General features: G+C 37.9%; 18 protein-coding genes and 3 tRNA genes. 4 read left to right on the forward strand and 17 right to left on the reverse strand.

Annotation, left to right across the window (positions count from 1 at the left end):
- Positions 1 to 23 precede the first annotated feature (23 nt).
- Positions 24 to 971: a mannose-6-phosphate isomerase, class I gene (manA, locus tag AC4D4A_RS17435; RefSeq protein WP_490997026.1), complete on the reverse strand. Its 948-nt coding sequence runs from the start codon at positions 969 to 971 to the stop codon at positions 24 to 26.
- Positions 972 to 1,156: 185 nt separating this feature from the next.
- Positions 1,157 to 1,723: a superoxide dismutase family protein gene (locus tag AC4D4A_RS17440; RefSeq protein ID WP_490997027.1), complete on the reverse strand. Its 567-nt coding sequence runs from the start codon at positions 1,721 to 1,723 to the stop codon at positions 1,157 to 1,159.
- A gap of 469 nt (positions 1,724 to 2,192) precedes the next feature.
- Here AC4D4A_RS17440 and AC4D4A_RS17445 point away from each other — a divergent pair, with 469 nt between their 5' ends.
- Complete coding sequence (locus tag AC4D4A_RS17445) at positions 2,193 to 3,455, forward strand: cation:dicarboxylate symporter family transporter (protein ID WP_066102597.1); 1,263 nt, start codon at positions 2,193 to 2,195, stop codon at positions 3,453 to 3,455.
- A 456-nt stretch (positions 3,456 to 3,911) separates the two neighbouring features.
- On the forward strand, positions 3,912 to 5,927 hold the full coding sequence (locus AC4D4A_RS17450; protein ID WP_490997028.1) for a M14 family zinc carboxypeptidase: 2,016 nt from the start codon (positions 3,912 to 3,914) through the stop codon (positions 5,925 to 5,927).
- Between the two features lie 148 nt (positions 5,928 to 6,075).
- On the opposite strand, the gene AC4D4A_RS17455 is transcribed toward AC4D4A_RS17450, so the two are convergent.
- The gene (locus AC4D4A_RS17455; protein ID WP_490997029.1) at positions 6,076 to 7,800 is read right to left on the reverse strand and encodes an ABC transporter ATP-binding protein; all 1,725 of its coding nucleotides are present in this window, start codon (positions 7,798 to 7,800) and stop codon (positions 6,076 to 6,078) included.
- A gap of 401 nt (positions 7,801 to 8,201) precedes the next feature.
- On the opposite strand from AC4D4A_RS17455, the gene gsiB reads away from it, so the two are divergent.
- A complete protein-coding gene (gsiB, locus tag AC4D4A_RS17460) occupies positions 8,202 to 8,567 on the forward strand; it encodes a glucose starvation-inducible protein GsiB (protein WP_490997030.1) in 366 nt (121 codons plus the stop codon).
- 61 nt (positions 8,568 to 8,628) lie between these two features.
- On the opposite strand, the gene AC4D4A_RS17465 is transcribed toward gsiB, so the two are convergent.
- The 11 genes from AC4D4A_RS17465 to sigW all read right to left on the reverse strand — a co-directional run bounded on the left by AC4D4A_RS17465 (position 8,629) and on the right by sigW (position 20,568).
- Positions 8,629 to 9,252 carry a DUF305 domain-containing protein gene (locus AC4D4A_RS17465; RefSeq protein ID WP_490997031.1) on the reverse strand — a complete coding sequence of 208 codons (624 nt, stop codon included), beginning with the start codon at positions 9,250 to 9,252 and terminating at the stop codon, positions 8,629 to 8,631.
- Between the two features lie 136 nt (positions 9,253 to 9,388).
- Positions 9,389 to 10,033, reverse strand: coding sequence for an alpha/beta fold hydrolase (locus AC4D4A_RS17470; protein WP_490997032.1), 645 nt, complete (start codon positions 10,031 to 10,033; stop codon positions 9,389 to 9,391).
- Between the two features lie 83 nt (positions 10,034 to 10,116).
- Positions 10,117 to 10,560 (reverse strand): YrvL family regulatory protein, encoded by a 444-nt coding sequence (locus AC4D4A_RS17475; protein ID WP_148631214.1) that lies wholly within the window; start codon positions 10,558 to 10,560, stop codon positions 10,117 to 10,119.
- 295 nt (positions 10,561 to 10,855) lie between these two features.
- Entirely contained in the window at positions 10,856 to 12,511 is a 1,656-nt protein-coding gene (locus tag AC4D4A_RS17480; protein WP_490997033.1) for an FAD-dependent oxidoreductase, read from the reverse strand.
- A gap of 276 nt (positions 12,512 to 12,787) precedes the next feature.
- Positions 12,788 to 13,003, reverse strand: a complete 216-nt coding sequence (locus AC4D4A_RS17485) for a DUF378 domain-containing protein (protein WP_490997034.1) — start codon at positions 13,001 to 13,003, stop codon at positions 12,788 to 12,790.
- Between the two features lie 484 nt (positions 13,004 to 13,487).
- The gene (gene glmS, locus AC4D4A_RS17490) at positions 13,488 to 15,290 is read right to left on the reverse strand and encodes a glutamine--fructose-6-phosphate transaminase (isomerizing) (RefSeq protein ID WP_490997035.1); all 1,803 of its coding nucleotides are present in this window, start codon (positions 15,288 to 15,290) and stop codon (positions 13,488 to 13,490) included.
- Between the two features lie 419 nt (positions 15,291 to 15,709).
- Positions 15,710 to 17,059 carry a phosphoglucosamine mutase gene (glmM, locus tag AC4D4A_RS17495; RefSeq protein WP_490997036.1) on the reverse strand — a complete coding sequence of 450 codons (1,350 nt, stop codon included), beginning with the start codon at positions 17,057 to 17,059 and terminating at the stop codon, positions 15,710 to 15,712.
- Between the two features lie 81 nt (positions 17,060 to 17,140).
- A complete protein-coding gene (locus AC4D4A_RS17500; protein WP_490997037.1) occupies positions 17,141 to 18,391 on the reverse strand; it encodes a CdaR family protein in 1,251 nt (416 codons plus the stop codon).
- Entirely contained in the window at positions 18,384 to 19,208 is an 825-nt protein-coding gene (gene cdaA, locus AC4D4A_RS17505; protein ID WP_490997038.1) for a diadenylate cyclase CdaA, read from the reverse strand. The genes AC4D4A_RS17500 and cdaA overlap by 8 nt, the downstream gene beginning before the upstream one ends.
- A gap of 181 nt (positions 19,209 to 19,389) precedes the next feature.
- Positions 19,390 to 19,989, reverse strand: coding sequence for an anti-sigma factor family protein (locus AC4D4A_RS17510; protein WP_140462300.1), 600 nt, complete (start codon positions 19,987 to 19,989; stop codon positions 19,390 to 19,392).
- Between the two features lie 15 nt (positions 19,990 to 20,004).
- The gene (gene sigW, locus AC4D4A_RS17515; protein ID WP_066102665.1) at positions 20,005 to 20,568 is read right to left on the reverse strand and encodes an RNA polymerase sigma factor SigW; all 564 of its coding nucleotides are present in this window, start codon (positions 20,566 to 20,568) and stop codon (positions 20,005 to 20,007) included.
- A gap of 163 nt (positions 20,569 to 20,731) precedes the next feature.
- Here sigW and AC4D4A_RS17520 point away from each other — a divergent pair, with 163 nt between their 5' ends.
- Entirely contained in the window at positions 20,732 to 20,896 is a 165-nt protein-coding gene (locus AC4D4A_RS17520) for an aspartyl-phosphate phosphatase Spo0E family protein (protein ID WP_077247995.1), read from the forward strand.
- A 713-nt stretch (positions 20,897 to 21,609) separates the two neighbouring features.
- On the opposite strand, the gene AC4D4A_RS17525 is transcribed toward AC4D4A_RS17520, so the two are convergent.
- The 3 genes from AC4D4A_RS17525 to AC4D4A_RS17535 all read right to left on the reverse strand — a co-directional run bounded on the left by AC4D4A_RS17525 (position 21,610) and on the right by AC4D4A_RS17535 (position 21,839).
- Positions 21,610 to 21,684 (reverse strand) — tRNA-Gly (locus tag AC4D4A_RS17525).
- A 4-nt stretch (positions 21,685 to 21,688) separates the two neighbouring features.
- A tRNA-Lys gene (locus tag AC4D4A_RS17530) sits at positions 21,689 to 21,761 on the reverse strand.
- Positions 21,762 to 21,764: 3 nt separating this feature from the next.
- Positions 21,765 to 21,839: transfer RNA gene (locus AC4D4A_RS17535), tRNA-Gln, on the reverse strand.
- Positions 21,840 to 21,967 lie beyond the last annotated feature (128 nt).

Below are 21,967 nucleotides of genomic sequence, written 5' to 3' on the forward strand. Positions count from 1 at the left end.
AGGAATTCCCCTTACGCTTATCTTTATGGATGTGACACAATCAAGGAAAGATTCCCCTCAAGTTCAAAATTACCAGTACCCGATGGAAGAATAAAGTGAGCACCTTTTTCTAACGGATAAGTCCCCTCATTCATTCTAAGAGTCCCTTCTCCATCAATGACACTAAAAAGCATAAAGGGCTGATTCTGGTCAAATGGAGATAATCCACTAATATCCCATTTATAAACTGAGAAAAACTCCGTTTCCACAAATGTAGTCAATTCTGCCCCTGGTAATACTGTCTTGGAAACCTGCACTTCTGCATCCTGATACGGCACCACGCTCACATCAATTGATTTTTCAATATGCAGCTCACGTTTTTGTCCGTTTTGGTCTGTGCGGTCATAGTCATAGACTCGGTAGGTTGTATCTGAGCTCTGCTGGGTTTCAAGTACAAGCGTCCCTTCACATAATGCATGGACCGTTCCACTTGGAACATAGAAGAAATCTCCTGGCTTTATGGAAACGCGACGCAGTAAATGATTCCACTCGCCCTTCTCAATCATGGAAGCAAACTCTTCTTTGGATTGCGCGGTGTGCCCGTAAATCATTTCAGCCCCATCCTTACAATCAATGATATACCAGCATTCTGTTTTGCCAAGTTCACCATTTTCATGAATGTTTGCATATTCATCATTCGGATGAACCTGCACGGATAAATCTGCATTGGCATCTAATATTTTTGTTAATAGAGGGAACACATTCCCTTCCATCTCACCAAATAAATGGCGTTCCTCATTCCACAATTCAATTAAAGTCTTGCCTGCATAAGGGCCATTTCCAATAATGGACGGACCATTCTTATGTCCGGATATCGCCCAGCATTCACCTGTATGTTCAGATGGAATCTCATAGCCAAATTTAGTTTTCAGCTCTGTTCCGCCCCAAATTCTCTCCTGAAAGACAGGTTTTAAAAACAGAGGTTCTGTCATTGATGTAATACCTCCAATACGAGATTAATATGTATATTATTTACTATAATTCAAGAGAGAACCCCTGTCTAATCTCTTTCAGAAGATCTTTATAAAAAATTACTGGTTAAAAAAGAAAAGCTGAACCAGTACGATTCAGCCTACCTGCTGTTTCTCTCCTTATGACACTCTTCCTATGATTCATTTTATTTTACGACTCCGCACGCCAACCGATCACCGGCATCGCCTGTTGGCTGAGTTTTTCCGTCATCTGGATTTTCATGTATAATCAAGGCGGTTCCATCAGAATCAACTAAAGCAGCATCGGCCCCTTTAGATAGTGATACATTTTCTGCATTTACCGTCACATTAACGGACCCATCCTCACCTACTTCCAGATTAGGAAGGTCGCCGGCATGCGGACCATCCTCGTGCTCCATGCCATGCTTCGCATCAGTTGGATTAAAATGACTGCCTGCAGTCTCAAAACTAGGAGCCTCACACTTTCCAGTTTCATGAAAATGGAATCCATGCAGTCCAGGTGGCAGTCCATCTGCTTTCAGTTCTATTACTACTCCCTTTGCTACCTCGCTAAGCTCTGCTGTTCCAATATTCTCTTCTTTATTATTGTATATATCTATCACTTTACTCTCTACCTTATCCGAGCCACTATTCTTTGTATCATTCGTTGTTTGCTCGGCTTCGTCTTTATTGCAGGCTACCAATAAAATTAGTATGAACAGTACGAAGAACATCCCTTTTTTCTTTAACATAGATCGCTTCCTCCTTTTGTATCTCCATACCATCTATTCCCAAAAATAAACAATTATTTTAAAAAATGTGTCCTAAGTCCTGAAAACAACTGCTAAATAATCATGTTGTATATATTTTTAAAGTCCACCCATTCTTTTTAATTTACCAGTCCCAAATATACTATCTTAATTGCTCAGTTTCTCAAATTTCCTCTTTTCTGAACATTTGTGTTAAAATGTGTTTATTGTGCCATTAATAGCCTTAGCTGTTAAATTTGCCTCTCCGTGGTAATACCTCTATTGTTTTGTTAATTCTGTCTTAAAGGATTTAGTTAGTCTATTTAACATAGCTAACTACTCATATTTCTTGCTCTCTCTTTCTATCCGCACTCTGTACCTGTAGTATTCCTCTTTAAGATAGATAGAAAGTAAGAATTTCAACACGAAACGCTTTTATCCTAAAAAACATCCAAAGAAGGGAGCTAACTATATGAAAACATCTAAACTTAAATTTTCATTAGCTACTCAAATTTTAATCGGCTTAGTATTAGGAATTATTGTTGGTGCAATTTTTTATGAGAACACTACTGCACAAACGTACCTACAGCCGCTTGGAGATATTTTCCTTAATTTAATTAAAATGATTGTCGTACCTATCATTATCTCGAGTATTATTGTTGCTATAGCTGGCGTTGGAGACATAAAAGCAGTCGGAAAACTTGGTGGTAAATCGTTACTATACTTTGTATGTGTAACTATGGTAGCCATTGTTGTTGGACTAGTATCCGCAAATATTTTCCAGCCTGGAAAAGGTGTAAACATGGAAAATTTGGAGCAAACGGATATATCCAGCTATGTTGGGTCTGCTGAAGCTAAGGAAGACCAATCTATTATTGATATGATCGTTCATATTGTCCCAGCCAACCCATTCGAGGCCTTTGTGACAACAGATATGCTTGCTATTATCTTCTTCTCTGTCCTTTTTGGACTTGGTGTTGCTGCTGTAGGTGATAAAGCAAAGCCTGTTTATAACTTCTTTGATGGCGTAGCCCAGATTATGTTTTATATAACTAATCTCATCATGAAATTTGCACCGATTGGTGTATTTGGATTAATCGGTGTAACAATTTCTAAATTTGGATTAGAGTCTCTTATTCCATTAGGAAAATTAGTGATAACGGTCTATGGAACGATGATTTTCTTTGTAATCATTATTTTAGGATTAATTGCCAAAGCAGTCGGATATAGCATTTTCCGATTATTTAAAGTGTTAAAAGCTGAACTGATCCTTGCTTTCTCTACAGCAAGCTCTGAAGCCGTATTACCTAGAATCATGGATAAGATGGAACAAGAGGGCTGTCCAAAGCATATTGCTACCTTTGTTATTCCAACCGGTTATTCCTTTAACCTGGATGGTTCTACTCTTTATCAGGCCTTGGCAGCATTATTTATTGCACAAATGTATAATATTGATTTATCTATAATGGAACAAGTAACTCTAATGCTTGTGTTAATGATTACCTCTAAAGGTATAGCAGGCGTACCGGGAGTTTCCTTCGTTGTCTTATTAGCTACCCTAGGTACTGTAGGTATTCCAGTTGAAGGTTTAGCGTTCATCGCCGGTATTGACCGTATCCTTGATATGGGCAGAACTGTTGTAAACGTACTGGGTAATGCTCTTGCATCCGTAGTAATCTCCAAATCAGAAAAAGCATTCTCCCCTCCTGCTGAATCACAGCAAGAAGCAATTTAATAGAATAAGTTAAAGCAGCCTGGATTAGTAAACGGTCCAGGCTGTTTTATGGAGCTCATAAACTGAAACTGTTGTTAAAATTGATATAGACAGAATAGATAAGTCGGCACATCCAAAGAAAGTGGATTGCGTCCACGATAAATGAGTGTACCTCCCCTGCAAATGGCGGAAGCAAAACTTCATGTTTATAAGTCTACTGGATTAAAATACCCTCCCACATATATCCCTATACTTCTCTATATAAAAATGAATAGGAATTTACTCATCCATTGTCTTTTCTTTCTATTAACAGTGATATTGACCTATAAAATATAGTTAACAGGTGACAACCTCTAAGTATTCCTCCAAAATAACCAAATTTTCGACAAACCTATCCTTTACAGTTCTGCTAACTAAGTAAATATAATATACTTGTAGATGGTTAATGATTACAAAACTAGAAAGGGTTGGGGATATTTGAAAAGAATAAGTCAGTTGATTGTCATGATGCTAGTACTCTCACTTTTGGTTCAGCTACCTGGGGAAACGAAAGCTGCTTCGAAAACGATTGTCAATCCAAATAAGACGTATACATACACACAAATGGGGAAAGACATTACAGCCTTAAAGAAAGCTTACCCGGATTTGGTACAAGTAAAGACAATTGGTACATCTGAATACGGCAGAAAAATATATGCTGTAGGTCTTGGAAAGGGAAGTGCCAATGTTTTTATCAATGGTTCCCATCATGCTCGTGAATGGCTGACGACCAGCTTAAATATGTACATGATTGAAAAATATGCAGCAGCCTATAAGGGCAATAAAAAAATCAGCGGATACAACGCAAAAAGTCTTCTTAATTCCTCCACTATTTGGTTTGTACCAATGGTGAATCCTGATGGAGTAACTCTCCAACAACAAGGTTTAAAGGCATTTCCTAAGAGCACTCATAAAGCAATTATCAAAATGAACAATGGAAACAAAAACTTTAAACGATGGAAAGCAAATGCTAAAGGGATTGATCTAAATAGACAATATAAGGCAGATTGGGGTAAAATCAAAAACTCTCCGAAATCTCCCAGCTACAAGAACTATAAAGGGAAAGCTCCTGAATCAGCGAAGGAAGTAAAGGCTATTGTTAAATTTGTGAATCAAATTAATCCAGAAATGACTGTTGCCTATCATAGCAGCGGGCGTATTCTGTATTGGAATTATAAACAAAGTAAAACAAATTATAATAGAGATCATGTATACGCTAAGAAGATTGGCAAAATGACAGGCTACTCATTAGTATATCCAGGCAAAAATCCTTCAGGTGGCGGATTTTCAGATTGGTTTATCAGCACTAAAAAAAGGCCTAGCTTTACACCTGAGATTGGGAAACCTGCAGGTGAAACAAACCTACCCGTGTCACAGTTTTCTCAGATTTGGAAAGAAAATCAAGGAGTCGGCCTATACGTTGCACAGGAGAGTATAAAACTAAAAGATGCGCGGGATAAAAAGTCGGCAGCCACATTAAAAAAAGACTCAGCTGCTAAATTAAAAACAGCTAAGAAACTCGAAAAATACTATTATATTGATATTAAAAGTATGTCTAACCTAAAAATAACAAGCGCTCATCAGAAGCTCTATAATTCAGTGACAAAGGATATTACGACTCTACAATCTAAAGTGAATAAACTGCCAAGCAAGCATACGAAATCAATTAAGGCAGATATCACCGCCATGAAAACATATACAACACGTTCATTGACGTTTATGAATGCGGTGAAGTACGGACCTACTCTGCAGAAAGATGAAAAAACAGTTGTTCAAGTAATGGATAGCGGCACATTGAGTTCAAAGTTACCTGATTCGCATAAGAAATTGAATCAAACTATTGCACAAATGCAGAAAAAAGTGACTCCGCTTTATAGCAAAGGTGTCCGCAATCTGTTTACCCAAAAATATATTACACCTGCCAAACGTACATTTGACAACAACAAATATGAAGTGGAACGCTATAACTTACTCGTCTTAATAGAAAATCAGGTGAAGAAAAAAGAGTATACAGCAGCACAAACGAATTTAAACAAGTTACCGGCACTTGAGAAAAAATCCAAGGATCTAAAGAAAAAGGATCCGAGTAAGTACCCAACTTATAAGAAATGGGAAGATAACTTTAAAGCTAAAGTAACCGACTTACAGAAAAAAGTAACAGCAGGCCTAGAAGCAGAGAATGCTGCTAAAAAAGCTGCAGAGCAGAAAAGAGCAGAGCAAGAGCTAAGAGAGAAGCAAAAAACTAGAGAGCGAGAAAAGGCAGAGCAAGAGTTAAGAGAGAAGCAAAAAATTGAAGAGCAGAAAAAAGATGAGCAAGCGTTAAGAGACAAACAAAAAACTACAGAGCAAGATAAAGCTGCGCATGAGTTTAAGACGAAACAAGCTGATCAATTAAACAACGAAAAGAACAGATCATCTTTTGACAAACAGAAGCCTGTCCAACAGAACTTCTAAACCCAACTCACCACACAATGGTGACACTCCAAGTCAAATCGCAAACAACTAATAATAAAAAAAACAGGTAGCTGTCTGAACAAAGCTCCCAGTTGTTAAGCAATTGGAGATGTGTTCATCTTCTACCTGTTTTTTATTTAGTGGTTTATCAAACAGTCTCTTTCCCAAATTGGATTCTATGCAGGTTTGCAAATATCCCATTTTGATTCAGCAACTCTTCATATGACCCATCTTCAGCTATCCCATCCTCAGTTACAACAATCAGACGGTCGGCATTACGAATAGTTGCAAGGCGATGTGCGATTACTAACGTAGTACGGTTCGCCGCCAATTCATTTAACGATTGCTGAATGATTCTTTCTGTTTCCGTATCTAAAGCAGATGTAGCCTCATCTAAAATAAGGATTGGCGGATTTTTCAAAAACATACGTGCAATTGCAAGTCTCTGTTTCTGCCCTCCGGATAACTTCAGCCCCCGCTCACCAATCTGTGTATGGTATCCATCCGGCAGCTGTTCAATCATTTTTTCCAAATGAGCTTTTCGGGCCGCTTCCTTAATTTCCTCAAATGAGGCATCCAGCTTCCCATAAGCAATATTTTCGCGAATGGTTCCTGTAAATAAAAAGACATCCTGCTGTACAATCCCAATATGTTTACGGAGTGACTCAGTTGTCATATCGCGAATGTCCATTCCATCTATTTCAATGGACCCGGCATCCACGTCATAAAAACGCGGGATAAGTGAGCATATCGTGGTTTTTCCGGCACCGGATGGACCAACAAATGCAGTTGTTTCTCCTGCCTTAAGATCAAAATTGACATCGTGTAAGACTGGTTTGGATTCATCATAGCTGAAATCAACATGACGGAAGGAAATATCCCCCTTCAAGCCGCTTACTGAGATCGCATTTTCTTTATTTTGTATATCTGGCTCCTGTTCAATAAGCTCACGGAAACGCTTGAAGCCTGCCATTCCTTTTGGATATAGCTCAAGCAATGCACTGATTTTATCAACAGGCTTAATTAATACATTCGTATATAAGACGAAGCTTATCAACTCTCCATAAGATAATGTACCTTTAAAGCTGAGCCAGGCTCCTACTACAAGAACCAACAATGTCAGCATCCTTGTTATCATATAAATAGAAGAATGTGTCCACGACATCACCTTGTATGCAACAAGCTTGGCAGAACGGAATAATCCGTTATTCAATTCAAAGCGATCCATTTCAAATGCTTCATTTGTAAACGATTGAACAACGCGCACACCCGCTACACTGTCTTCCACTCGGGCATTTACATCAGCAATACTTCCGTACATATTCTTCCATGCTGCGTTCATTTTCATATTGCTGAAGGTCACCAGCCATATTAAAAATGGAATTAAAATAACCGCAACGATCGCTAAGGTTGGATTAATATTAAACATGATGGCAAAGGCACCGAAGAATGTCATAATTGCGATGAAAAGATCCTCAGGTCCATGGTGGGCAAATTCGCCAATATCAAATAAATCATTTGTCACTCGGCTCATTATGTGGCCGGTTTTTGTGTTATCAAAAAATCGAAATGATTGCCGCTGAACATGATTAAAGAGCTCCTGTCGCATGTCTGTTTCAATATTTATTCCCAGCTTATGCCCCAAATAGTTCACAATAAATTGCAGGAATGTACTCAGTAAATAAACAGCTAATAATAAAATGCTGACCGTCACGACCATGCTCCAATTTCCCGTCGGCAGCAATTCATCAACAAACCATTGAACAGCCATCGGAAAAGCCAACTCCAGCAACGCAACTATAATAGCACTAGTAAAGTCAATCACAAATAGCCGCTTATGCGGTTTATAGTATGAAAAAAATTTCCCCAGCATCCCTTTATTCCTCTCTTTTCTAGTCTCAACTCATCCATTATATCAATATCTCTCAAATATAAATGCGATTTCTGTATAAAAGGAATAGATTTACTTATTCTTCAAGCAATTCGAGCCTCCTCTATCTCTCAATCTTTTAAACGCACTTTTAATAAAATGATAATTATTAATAAAGGTGTAACTAAAATTTAAGTTTTTAAAAAAAATACGGGCTAAATTGTAGAATCTAAAGCTTACAAATACTTTTCAGTTTTCAAAAGTGGCTCTACTTTTCTGTACTATTTACAATTGGGTTACATTTTAATTAAAGACATAATTTAGTGTTTTTCCTATAGACATGTTGGAAATATATAGACTGTAACTACAAAACAATTAAAACAATTGCAAAGGAGCGATTTATTATGGCAGACAAAATGTCTAGAGAAGAAGCAGGACGTAAAGGCGGAGAAGCTACATCTAAGAAGCAAGATAAAGAATTCTTCCAAGAAATCGGCAAAAAAGGCGGAGAAGCTACTTCGAAAAACCATGATAAAGAATTCTACCAAGAAATTGGACAAAAAGGCGGAGAAGCTACTTCCGAAAATCATGATAAAGAATTCTTCCAAGAAATTGGACAAAAAGGTGGAGAATCCACTTCTGATAATCATGATAAAGAGTTCTATCAAGAAATCGGTAAAAAAGGTGGAGAAGCTACTTCCGATAACCACGATAAAGAGTTCTACCGCGAGATTGGCAAAAAAGGCGGAGAAGCACGCAATAACGATTAATATGAATGCTTAAAAAAGCAAAAAGGTGACGTGATTCACTCTCACGTCACCTTCTTTATGCTTATCGAATTGTTTTTAATAAATTATTCATTTCTGCAACTTGCCTCTGTTGTGTAACAATCATTTTTTGTACGAATGTCCTTAATTCAGGATTTTGAGTATAGCTTAATATATTTTTGCCCATTTCAATAGCAGCCTCATGATGTGGAATCATCTCAATCAGGAAGTCTCTATTGACATTTCCCGTTGGTTTGGCAGCCTCCAATTGAGTAATCATAGAAGTATAAATGTTATTATAGGTTTTTAGGTAAGCAGCTTCTGCCTGCTTATTTACTTGGGGATTATTTTTAAGCTTATCTTTCAGTTCCTCCATTTGTTTTATACCATTTAACTGTTCCTTAATGATCGTATCTGCCAGTCTTTTTAACTGATTATTGGCACCTTCATATTTCAATAAATTCTCTGCCATAGAAACAGCTGCTTCATGATGCGGAATCATTTCATACAAAAAATCGAGCGAGGGATCTCCTGTTTTAGGAGCCTCGGACATGCCTTCCTTCATCACCTGCAAAATACTCCTATAATTATCATAATAATCCTTTTCCTCAGGACCAATTTCTGCATAAACCTGTGAGCTGAACATACATAGGAATCCCAATAGTACTGCCATACTTTTTTTTCTCATGAAGAATCCTCCTAAGTTGCTTGGTTTTTCTTATTATGTAAAAAAAGTATAGTCCCTATGCATTTCAATTACATAAACGTTCTAAAGTTCTCTCTTCTCAGCCTGAAGCTTTTAAAATTTTCATCTCATATGCAAATTAAAATTGATCAATCTCACCTATGATATCCTTTAATACATCTATCGACTTAAGTATATCTCCTTCATAATCCATGCCGTGGTGCACCTTTGGATAAAGCTTTGTTTTCATACTTAGATGATGGTCTAATTGTTTGAATCTATCCTCTACATATTGATGATCATGGTCGCCAATAATGCATAATCCTTTGACAGAACTGTCTTTCATAGCACTCCATACATCATCTCTTTTTAGTAAAGGTGTCAGCCAAATAGCTTTTGCATCCTTGAATTGAGATTTCTTCAGCTCATTGCTCATCGCGATCGTACCAAGTGATTTTCCAATCAAGTAGATTTTTTCATACTCTCTTTCCTTCAGAGCGTGATCAATCATTGCTCCGGAATCATAGATAACCGCTTCAACTAGCTGTTCGTAGGTGAAATGATCATAAAAAGAATCTCCATATGGGTACTCTAATTGCAATACATCCATCCCTTTGTTTAAATATAACCCTGTGGCAAAATGAAAAAGAGGTCCATGAACCGTATATCCCAACCCAGGAAACATAATGGCCAGGCTACGTGAATCTTTATTTGTACTGAAAATGGAATAACGAATTCGCTTTTCTTTATATCCTGAAACCTCGTTACTATTAACCTCTGTCATAACAATCTCCTCCCAATTAAAAATTAAGTAGATTAACAATAACATTTTTTACCAATTATATGTATTTAAATATTAATAGTTTTTCAAGTTTCCTTCTGCTCTAAAGCCTCTTCAAGGAAGAACATAAAAATAACCACAATTATTTCCACTATAAAAGGAACTGTAATGCGATCCATAAATTCGTCTACTGTATAAATAGTCAGCCAACTAAAGATACAGTTAAACAGAAACTTCACAGCGAATAATTGGTAGGTCCCAGATATATAGAGTTTTGATAATTTAACAAGCACCATTGAAAACAAATCCAACACCAAACCAAGCAAAAAGAGAAACACAACAAATAGGAAGAGAGTAAATCGAGAGTCATACTCTCCCCCAAACAATCTAAAAAAGCCCGCAAAACTAAAGTAAGTAACACCCAACACAAACGACAAAGGAATGAGTACAATTAGGCAGATAATCACCACAGTTGTAATCTTTTCTTTTATCCCCATCTCCCGAAAAGGTTTATCTTCATTCGAACTCATGAATTACATTCCTACTTTCAAGTACAATATGTCCTGAGTCTATTATAAGCTTCATCTTGTTAGGGAGGCACCGTCTTTATATAAATCTTGGAAAAAAACAAGTATGTATGATGGCTGATTTAATAGAAAATATCATTTTAACTAATGATAAGAAAGAATTTTAGCGAACTCAAAAAGTCTTCCTTTATTAAATAGAGGAAGACTTTCAAACCGGAGTTGATTTTAATACTTAATACAGAGTGCGTCTTTAGTATATTTTTAATTTATAGTACTGTGAAATATCTAGCTCTAAGGCTTAATCAGCTGATACTAGAAGTCTCTCTCTAATATGGTTAGCAGATATATAACCAAACACCGTTGTAGGTCCTAAGGTCGATCCGGGACCTGGATACACACGTCCCATAACGGATGCTGAGCAATTTCCGGTTGCATACAATCCTTCTATCGGTAATCCATTACGAAGGGCTTGCCCATGTTCATCAGCTACAATTCCGCCTTTTGTCCCTAAATCGCCAGGGTAAATTTTACAGGCATAGTATGGTGGTTTTTCAATTGCGCCCAAGTTGGGGTTTTTATAGGTTGGATCACCGTAATAATTATCATATACTGAGTTTCCACGCCCAAAATCATCATCTAATCCTTTTTTTGTAAAATCATTAAATCTGGCAACCGTATTTTTTAACCCAGCTAAGTCAATTTTGCATTTCTCCGCCAATTCTTCAATAGAGTTCGCTTTTATTAAGAATCCGCTCTCAATTGCACTTTTAGGAGTCCTTCTCGGGAGCATGTTGCCAAACAAATACTTATTTCGATGCCTGCTCTCCATAATAAGCCATGAGTGAATCGCCCTTCCATTCTTTTCTTGCCTTTCAAGGATTGCATGACCTGCATCCGTATATGATTGGGACTCATTAAAATAACGTTCTCCCGTTTGATCCACTATTATACAATGTGGCATTGAACGTTCATGCACAAGGAATTTTCGGGCACCGCTTGCATCAATCGCTGTCGGACCCCACCAGGCATCATCCAATAAAGCAGTATCTAGGTTATGCTTTTCTGCGATTAACAGCATATCACCTGTGTTATCCGGACTTGCAGATGTCCAGTCTGTTCCTACATGATGATATTTTTTGCGCAGCTCCAGATTTCGTTCAAATCCTCCACCCGCCAAAATTACTGACCGACACTTGATAAAATATGGTTTCCCCTCTTTTTCTGCCTCGACCCCTACAATTTTATCTTCCTCCATGATTAAGTCCTTTAAGGGTGTCGATAACATCAATGGGACATGATATTTCTTTGCAATTATGAGTAAACGACTGACCAATCCGCCTCCTATCGATATAGCGTGTTCACCTTTGATCTTATGCTTAAATCCATTCAGGAACATACCGACAACCGTGTTAAAATCTTTTGCATTTGTAAAGGCCTTTGGCAAAGAGGCAACTTTTCCGGAATAAATGGGCATTGGGGCCTCAAGCTCACCTGTCCGTAAAGTCTCTTCATTTTCTGCTAAAAGCCTAGCATCAACAATTTCCGCCTCAATGGAGCGACCTATTTTACCACCAGGTCTTTCAGGATAATAATCTGGATACAGCGAACCCGCCACCCACTTCATCCCTAAATCCTCTAAAAACTTTACCATTTTGTGACCATTTTTCACATAAGCCTCTTTTCGCTCATACGTAGATGCTGGTCCTGTGTCCTCTATTATTTCTTGCATATAAGTAAGTGCTTCTTCCTCACTATCCTGTAAGCCAGCATTTTTCGAAACATGATTATTCGGAATCCACAAACCTCCACCAGATAAAGCTGATGAACCACCCCATACAGCCCCTTTTTCAATAATAGCTGTGCGGAGACCGCCATGCACAGATGTAATTGCTGCTACCAATCCTCCCGCACCACTACCTACTACTATGACGTCATATTCTTCATCCCAGTTCATTTGCATTCCTCCATATTGTCCAAGTTTTATATTTATATGAAAGATACAGCAATAAAAGTACGTCTTTCTTCTATCTACCGGCAAATGATTTTGAAGGTTAAAATATGTATGCAACCAAAAAACAGCTGCCGAATCTATCGACAACTGCGCATGGTAAGACACTCTAAATCTAATCTTTAAGTTAACAACGGAAATCCTATTATTTTTTTAAGCTTAAGTTCTACAGCAAAGGACCCCCTCTTTTAAAAGAGGGGGAGATTATACTTATCATTATCATTACGCTGCAACTCGTGATTCCTTTGCTGGAGCAAAGAGCAACCCAATATTAGTTAAACCTGCAATACCTACTAACGCATAGACGATTCGAGAAAGAATGGCATCCTGTCCTCCAAATAAAGTTGCTACAAGATCAAATTGAAAGAAACCTACCAGCCCCCAATTTATAGCTCCAATGATCGTTAATACAAGTGCTATTTTCTGAAGAATACTCAATTTTCATTTCCCCTTTGTAAGTTTTATTGTAATCATTTACTATATTCACGTAATCACGGATACTTAAACCAAAATGTATAAATAAAATATAAGTTTTGTATAATTTTATTAAAGGATAGAATTCTATTATGAGAGTGATTGTTTTATATGAGAAAAAAGATACTACCTCTTCAACAAAATTAAATCATTACCGTTTAGTAATATTTAAAATGTACAGAATCATTAGTCTATCAAGCTTATATTTGTATTGTCCTCTGTATTTTTCGTAAATTAGGAAGTATGAATATACACAAATAGACTGTACCCAGAAGCCAGATATACTTGCTCTTGTGTACAGCCCATGTGGTCTTGACCTTTAGAAATAGCCTGGTAAGGATGAGTTGACTAATTGTGCATCTAAAATTTCCTCTATCAAATTCAAAAAACCCAGCTCCCTTCAAACGAAGAGTGCTGGGTTTTAAATCATTTATACTATATTAATTCCTTACTCAACCGTAACCGATTTTGCTAGATTACGAGGTTTATCCACATCACAGCCACGGTGAAGGGATGCATAGTAAGCAATTAGTTGTAATGGTATTACAGAGATAAGAGGTGTTAACATTGGGTTAACTTCCGGAAGTACGTATGCGTCCCCTTCTTGATCAAGTCCCTTCATGGAGATGATGCAAGGGTTAGCGCCACGTGCTACCACTTCTTTTACGTTACCACGGATGCTTAAGTTTACAGCTTCCTGTGTTGCCAGAGCAATAACAGGTGTTCCTTCTTCAATCAAGGCAATTGTACCGTGTTTTAGTTCACCGCCGGCAAAGCCTTCCGCTTGAATATAGGAAATTTCTTTTAGCTTCAACGCACCCTCAAGGCCAACGAAATAATCAACAGAACGTCCGATAAAGAAACAATTACGTGTAACAGCAAGATATTCGCGTGCAATCATTTCGAATTTATCTTTGTCATCACATAGAGCTTCCATAGCGTTCGCAATGATTCCCAATTCTTTCACTACATCAAAATCTGCTAATTGATTTTTTTCTTTCGCCACAACAGCTGCCAGAATTGTTAATACAGCCATTTGTGCTGTGTATGCTTTAGTAGATGCAACAGCAATTTCAGGACCGGCATGTAATAATAGCGTAAAGTCAGCTTCACGAGACAATGTTGATCCAGGTACATTGGTAATCGTTAAGGCCTTGTGACCCATCTCTTTTACTTGTACAAGTACGGCACGGCTATCTGCTGTTTCCCCACTTTGGGAAATGAAAATGAATAATGGTTTTTCGGATAAAAGAGGCATATTGTAGCCAAATTCAGAAGCCACATGAACTTCTACCGGTACTTTCGCCATTTTTTCAAACATTTGTTTCCCAACAAGGCCAGCATGATAGCTTGTTCCACAAGCAACAATGTACAGACGATCCGCTTCATTTATCGCATTAATAATCGCATCGTCTATTTTTAGCTCACCCGCTTCATTCTGATAAGCTTGAATGATTTTACGAGTTACTAAAGGCTGCTCATCAATTTCTTTTAGCATATAGTGCGGATACGTTCCTTTTTCAATATCACTTGCATCCAGCTGTGCTGTGTAAGGTTCACGAGTAACCACTGTACCGTCCAATTGTTTAATGGTGATTTGATCTTTTGTAACAAGAACAATTTCTTTATCCATTAGTTCAACAAACTGGTCTGTTACTTGCAGCATAGCCATCGCATCACTTGCGATTACATTGAAATCAGCACCTACACCTACTAATAATGGACTTTTATTTTTAGCTACATAAATGATTTCTTCATCTTGTGCATCCAGTAAGCCAATTGCATAAGAACCATGCAATAGACCCAGAGCCTTTGCAAAAGCTGCTTCTACGTTAAGTCCTTCTTCAACGAATTTGCTGATAAGCTGAACGATTACCTCAGTATCCGTATCACTCACTAAATCAGTATCTTGAAGGTACTCCCTCTTTAATAATTCATAGTTCTCAATTACACCGTTATGAACGATTGTAAAACGTCCATTCGAACTTTGATGAGGGTGAGCATTTCTTATGCTTGGTACTCCATGAGTTGCCCAGCGAGTGTGTCCAATTCCTTTAGAAGATCGTACAGATGGATCTACGCTTTCACGTAAATCAGCTATTCTTCCTTTTTCTTTGAACACATGTACACCGTTCTCATTCATAACTGCGATACCAGCTGAATCATATCCTCTATATTCAAGCTTTTCTAAGCCTTTTAGTAAAATTTCTTTAGCATCTTGATGTCCAATATATCCTACGATTCCACACATACTTGTTTATCCTCCTATAAAAAAGATGAAGGGACAAGAATGCCCAGGGGGGCAATCTTGCCCCCTTATCTCTGTATAATTTTTAATTGATTTATGCATCTCTTTTTATTCTGTCCAGTTTGTCACCAAACTGATTTAGTAAAAAGAGGGTCAGTTGTGCATGCAACCGGAAGGCATCCGCCGAAAAATCGATAACCTCCACCTCGTCAACTGGGTTACTCCAGTCCTGGCGCTTTACTATCTAAATAACATCTACCCTCCTCATCTATTTTGAACTCAATTTTCAGCATACACTATTTGCTCTCATTTCGTCAATATTTACAAAAATATACATTTAAGTCTCATAATTCAGCTATACATATATAAAATATGCATAAGAGGAAGAACTGTTCCCCTTATGCATTAATTGTAAATGATTATTATTCTAAGCCCATCTCTGCCCTTACAACATCGGCAATTCTCTCAACGCATTGATCACATTGCTCCTGTGTAGGTGCCTCAGCCATTACGCGAACGAGTGGTTCAGTTCCAGACGGTCTAACAAGAATTCTCCCGTTTCCGCTCATTTCCTCTTCCACTTGCTCAATAATTGCCTTTACTTTTTCATTATCTGTTACATGATGCTTATCTGTTACACGGATATTGACAAGTTTTTGTGGATAAACTTTCATTTCGCCTGCAAGTTCCGAAAGTGGCTTACCTGTCAGCTTCATTATATTAATGAGCTGTACACCTGTCAGCAATCCGTCTCCTGTTGTATTGTAATCAAGGAAAATAATATGGCCTGATTGCTCTCCGCCAAGATTATATCCACCTTTTTTCATTTCTTCTACAACATACCGATCTCCAACTGCTGTCTGCGCACTTAAGATTTGGTTTACATCTAATTCTTTATAAAATCCCATATTACTCATAACTGTTGATACAACGGTATTATGCTTAAGGCGATTATGTTCTTTCATGTATTTTGCACAAATGAACATAATTTGATCTCCATCAACGATATTACCTTTCTCATCGACAGCTATTAATCGATCTCCATCTCCATCAAAAGCCAGACCAACATCCGCTCCTTTTTCGAGAACAAATTCAGCCAGCTTATCCGGATGTGTGGATCCGACTCCTTCATTAATATTAAGACCATTTGGTGAAGCACCCATAGTCGAAACATCAGCATCCAGATCAGCAAACAAGTGTGTTGCTAAAGAAGAAGTAGCTCCGTGTGCACAATCCAGGGCCACATGGATATTTGTAAAATCCTCATCCGCGGTTTGTTTTAAGTATTGAATATATTTTTGCCCACCTTCGAGGTAATCATTGATTCTTCCAATGTTTTCTCCGATTGGTCTTGGGAGTTTATCTTCTTCCATATCCAATAATGCTTCAATCTCTTCTTCCTGATCATCTGAAAGCTTAAACCCATCAGAGCCGAAGAATTTAATGCCATTATCCGCTACAGGGTTATGGGAGGCAGAAATCATTACACCTGCTTCTGCGCCTAAAGCTTTTGTTAAATAAGCAACTCCAGGTGTTGAAACGATACCCAAACGCATGACCTCCGCTCCAATTGAGAGCAGACCAGCTACAAGAGCACTTTCCAGCATGAATCCGGATATTCTTGTATCACGGCCAATTATTACCTTTGGACGGTTATCATTATGTTTCGTTAACACATATCCTCCAAATCGGCCTAGCTTAAAAGCAAGCTCCGGTGTCAGTTCGCTATTTGCTACACCCCTCACACCATCTGTACCGAAATATTTACCCATTAAAAATCTCTCCTTCTACTAATACACTTCATATTTTATTGCCTATATATACCTAACTGTCTTATGAAAGAGTGTAGGTTATTATCCATCTGAACTCTTTTCTGAGATTTCCACTGTAATTGACTTACTATTGTTAGGCAGTTCCCAATGTACCTCATCTGGTGCATTCACCTTTAAGGGTACTGTATGGCTTCCTTCATTTAAATCTTTTACCTCGATAAATATATCAAAATCACTGGATTTCAGGGATTTAATCTTTGATGCCTCGCCTTCAATGGCCAGGTCCACCATCCCATTTGAAGGATTAAGAATTTTCGCCTCATATTTCTCATTGTCTAGTCCCTTTATTTCAATAGGTATATTCGAGATTGTTTGAGTATTTTCCTTCTTTATCTTAACTGTCACTTTAACCGTATCTATAGAAGATCCAACTACTCCATCAGGCAAACTGACTGGAATTTCAATTACAGTATCCTCATCAATATTACTGACATCAACAGGTACCGTTATCTCCTTTATATCTTTAAGAATGGATTCTCCTCCATAGATGGTAGCTGTCTCCGAATCAATTTTAATACTTTCAATTGTAACTCCTTCGGGCGGTGCTCCTGTAGCTTTAGCAGATAGGCTGACCTCTTTTGAAGGACTGTTTACATTTATCGAGATATCAACTGTACTAGGTTCAATATTCACATCTAACAAGTTCATATTGCTGTCAAATGCCTGTACTGTTGCTTCAGTTAGAATATCATTCGTTACATGTGAGTCCGTTTTAACAGTTGCTTTTACAACAGAAACCTTATCGACATGGCTCTTGGCACCCGTTATTTCTACTTCTGTTGGACTTAGATATGGCGGATCTGATGTATATCCTTCTGCTAATAGTGTTTTATCAAATTCAGCCTCGACTTTGAAGTTCTCTGTTACCTTCTCCTCTACCACTGCTGTTGCATTGGCCTGTGTCAGTGTATAGTTAATTTTATCCGATAAATTCTTTACCTTGATTGGTACCTTTTGAGAACCAATTTTAGGATCGGATAGGTCTACATAGATCTCAAAGTCCATTGTAGATTTAGCAGTTATAACTATACTTTTAGGACCCTCAAGTGTAATATCAACGGCTTCTGGTACCCCGCTGACAATTAAATTATCGGTATCATAGTAGACCTCAACAGGCACATTTTTAATTGTAGTTGTTTCTGTGCTTGAGGGTGTATTATAAGGATTACTCGAATTATTGATAGGGTCACTATTGACAGAAAAATACATAAATATAGCAACCATAAAAGCTCCGATTTTCATAAACCAACTACTAGAAGTAACCTTATCCATCTTTTCTCGACCTCCAATTCCAAAGAGTCGAAGATGTCGGTTTATTCTTTATGGACAATTCATTTTCAAGCATATTTTGCAGTTCATCTAACGAAAGATTCCGATAAAGCTCTCCGTTTTTCGTTAATGAGATACTCCCCGTTTCTTCTGAAACAACGATTGTTAAGCTATCAGTAACTTCACTGATTCCCAGTGCTGCTCTGTGCCTTGTTCCCAACTCTTTTGAAACAAATGGGCTTTCAGACAATGGAAGATAACATGCTGCAGCTGCAACTGTACCATTTTGCAGGATTACAGCTCCATCGTGCAGTGGCGTATTTGGGATAAAAATATTAATTAATAACTCTGATGACACTCTCGAATCAAGGCGTATACCTGTCTCAATATAATCATTAAGACCTGTTTCTCTTTCTATCGAAAGAAGGGCACCAATTCGACGTTTAGCCATATAAGTAGTTGATTTAATAATGGCTTCTATCATTTGCTCCTGCACATTTTCTTCCTGAAAGTTTGTCCTAGTAAATAAGCGACCCCTTCCCAGTTGTTCAAGTGCCCGTCTTAGCTCAGGCTGGAATATAATGATGACGGCTAAAACGCCCCAAGTCATTACATTGTCTAGTAAATAGCTTAATGTATTCAAGCCAATGATTTCACTGGCAAAGCGGCCAACCACAATTAAAAGGATTCCGCGTAATAGCTGAACAGCTTTTGTGCCTTTAATAATTTGCAATAATTTATAAAAAACAAACCAAACGATAAATATGTCGGTTATGCTGATAATATAATCTAATAAAGAAAAGTTGTTTAGAAACGGCATGTCATTTCCTCCAGTCATGTCCTTTCCCATGAACGGTGTATATACCGCTATGTTGTATAACCCCACTATTATAACATACTGTTCCACAAACTCTAAGAATTCAGTCCCAAATTCATTCATAGAAAAAGAAAAAGGCCATCCGCGGTGGATCGCCTTAAATAGGTCTATTTCTATCTATAGATTAAAAAACTCTTGATGCTATATCCTTAGTATGAAACCAAATCCATTCAAACAGTTGATCAATCTCTTCTATATTTCCAGTCACTTCACCGGCTCCTGCTAAATAATTATCTCCATTGATAACCGTTACATTCCCATTAACTTTGCCCTCAACTTTTATATCTCCATTTTTAACAACAAGGTCCCCTTTGACCGTCTTTCCTTCCGGAACAATCACAGTTTGTCCTTCGACGACCAGGTTAGGGTCTTTAGAGAATGAGAACTGTTCATCCTCTCCCCAATAGGAAAATAAGCTACTGCCCATCAATAGAATAAAGAGCGAAGCGGCAATTAACACTGGATTGCGCTGCAGCCATTTTTCAAACCTTCGCCTTTTCGATTGTTTAGGTAGATTTCTCATTACATTTGCGGTAAATCCGCTAGGTGCTGTAATATGGTTACTTTGAAGAAAGGCAACTGTTTTACTCAACTCGTGAAAGGTTTTCTTACACTCATCACATTCTGCTATATGCGAAAGAAGCACATTGGAATGTTCTTCATTAATGTCATCGTCGAGATAATCATGCATATAATCTGCGATGTTTTCTGGGCATTGTTTCATTTTAATCCACCTCATTTATATAGATCGCATCGATTTTCTCAGTGCATCTCTTCCCCTATGAATTCGTGTTTTCACGGTTCCTACCGGTAAATTAAGGATTTCACTAATTTCTTTCAGAGATAGCTCATCCACATATTTTAATACAATAACTGAGCGGTATTTTTCAGGCAGATTCTGAATTTCCTTTTGCATTTTTTCTTTAAGCTCTAAACTCTCCAGTTCATCCTCAGGTAACTTTGTATCCGATGGAATCTGTGAATACATATCAAGCCCCTCTGTACCTGCTACTTCTGCATCGAGATAATAATCCGGCTTCTTTTTACGTATACGGTCTATACATAAATTTGTAGCAATCCGGTATAACCAGGTGGAGAACTTTCGGTTCATCTGGAAAGTGTGTATATTCATATATGCCCGTAAAAAAGCTTCCTGTGCCACATCCTCTGCTTCATGGCGGTCACCCAGCATGCGATAGCACAATTGAAATACTCTGTCTTTATAAAACTGAACGATGTCTTCATATGCCTGTTGTTTACCACCCAGCACTTCCTGTATTCTTTCTTTAATAAGTCCTTCCAAATTGTCCATCCTCCGCATTGGCGGCCTTCAGCATTTATACGCACTGGCCTTGAGAAAAGTTTCAATAAAAAATAATTTTTGTTTTTTACATTGACACACTGTTTAATCTTTATAAATATGGGTAATAAAGGTAACAAAACATCTTGCAGATAGGAGTGAAGACTTGGAACTACATATACTTATGAAGGATATTGAACAATGCCGCCAAAGAATGATACTACTTGCCTCTTCAACTTCAATGCTTGACTCTGATGTCATCAAAGCAAGTACTGAACTGGACTCATTAATCAATCTCTATCAAACTCACACAAGATATGTAAAGCAGTAATCCTAAAAGGTTGCTGCTTTTCTTTATGGAATGCTGATCTCTGTATCCACTGACGGCTAACAAAATCCCTATTGGTATTAGTTTCACTCATTATATTTAGACCCAGAATGAATAGGCCCTATTCATTGCCTCATCCATTCCGGATAAGGGTCAACTTTTACTGTACTAAGTATACAGCCAGGAGACAGTCATATAAATTTTCTCCTGTGCCCTTCACTATTTATCATTCAATGTCGTTTTTCTTTACGTTTGACCCCATGCCTTATTCTTGAATTAACCTACCTCTCAAACAAACCGTAGATTCTTTATAAAACATCTATATATAATCGACAGGATTAATTGATATATATCATAACCAGATTAACTTCTTCAAACGTACTGGCATTACTTAAAGAGCACCTTTTCCCCTATCGATCAGGCAATGTCATTCACCGAACCTTTATGCTAATACTCTTTAATCTATAGATCGCTTATATAATGGTTATAAAAGTACACACTTAACTTCTATCATACCTTATTAACTTAGTTCAGTCTCGCAAATCGTTTCTCAGGAGTAAAGAGCCTATTTAGGATCAACGAAACGCTAGCTGAATAGTTTAATTCCTTCTTTTAATGCGTATCAATTCTTCTTATCATAGGAATTTATGGTTTTTTATAATAAAAAAAACCTTAAAATGCAATGCATTTAAGGTTTGAATAGTCGTATAAAACTTTGGAGCGGAAGACGGGATTCGAACCCGCGACCCCCACCTTGGCAAGGTGATGTTCTACCACTGAACTACTTCCGCAAAATGAGCCATGAAGGACTCGAACCTTCGACCCTCTGATTAAAAGTCAGATGCTCTACCGACTGAGCTAATGGCTCTTATGGCTGGGCTAGCAGGATTCGAACCTACGAATGACGGAGTCAAAGTCCGTTGCCTTACCGCTTGGCTATAGCCCAAAAAGAAAAAAAGGGACAATATCTTGTCCATTACTTAACGCATATTAAAATAATGGTGGAGGGGGGCAGATTCGAACTGCCGAACCCGAAGGAGCGGATTTACAGTCCGCCGCGTTTAGCCACTTCGC

It is taken from the genome of Pradoshia sp. Z5_111, from assembly GCF_058267535.1.

What these genes read in the sequence shown, in the direction of transcription:
- manA (WP_490997026.1), bottom strand. Translation starts at nt 971, where the DNA reads ATGACAGAACCTCTGTTTTTAAAACCTGTCTTTCAGGAGAGAATTTGG.
- AC4D4A_RS17440 (WP_490997027.1), bottom strand. Translation starts at nt 1,723, where the DNA reads ATGTTAAAGAAAAAAGGGATGTTCTTCGTACTGTTCATACTAATTTTA.
- AC4D4A_RS17445 (WP_066102597.1), top strand. Translation starts at nt 2,193, where the DNA reads ATGAAAACATCTAAACTTAAATTTTCATTAGCTACTCAAATTTTAATC.
- AC4D4A_RS17455 (WP_490997029.1), bottom strand. Translation starts at nt 7,800, where the DNA reads ATGCTGGGGAAATTTTTTTCATACTATAAACCGCATAAGCGGCTATTT.
- gsiB (WP_490997030.1), top strand. Translation starts at nt 8,202, where the DNA reads ATGGCAGACAAAATGTCTAGAGAAGAAGCAGGACGTAAAGGCGGAGAA.
- AC4D4A_RS17465 (WP_490997031.1), bottom strand. Translation starts at nt 9,252, where the DNA reads ATGAGAAAAAAAAGTATGGCAGTACTATTGGGATTCCTATGTATGTTC.
- AC4D4A_RS17470 (WP_490997032.1), bottom strand. Translation starts at nt 10,033, where the DNA reads ATGACAGAGGTTAATAGTAACGAGGTTTCAGGATATAAAGAAAAGCGA.
- AC4D4A_RS17475 (WP_148631214.1), bottom strand. Translation starts at nt 10,560, where the DNA reads ATGAGTTCGAATGAAGATAAACCTTTTCGGGAGATGGGGATAAAAGAA.
- AC4D4A_RS17480 (WP_490997033.1), bottom strand. Translation starts at nt 12,511, where the DNA reads ATGAACTGGGATGAAGAATATGACGTCATAGTAGTAGGTAGTGGTGCG.
- glmS (WP_490997035.1), bottom strand. Translation starts at nt 15,290, where the DNA reads ATGTGTGGAATCGTAGGATATATTGGACATCAAGATGCTAAAGAAATT.
- glmM (WP_490997036.1), bottom strand. Translation starts at nt 17,059, where the DNA reads ATGGGTAAATATTTCGGTACAGATGGTGTGAGGGGTGTAGCAAATAGC.
- AC4D4A_RS17500 (WP_490997037.1), bottom strand. Translation starts at nt 18,391, where the DNA reads ATGGATAAGGTTACTTCTAGTAGTTGGTTTATGAAAATCGGAGCTTTT.
- cdaA (WP_490997038.1), bottom strand. Translation starts at nt 19,208, where the DNA reads ATGCCGTTTCTAAACAACTTTTCTTTATTAGATTATATTATCAGCATA.
- AC4D4A_RS17510 (WP_140462300.1), bottom strand. Translation starts at nt 19,989, where the DNA reads ATGAAACAATGCCCAGAAAACATCGCAGATTATATGCATGATTATCTC.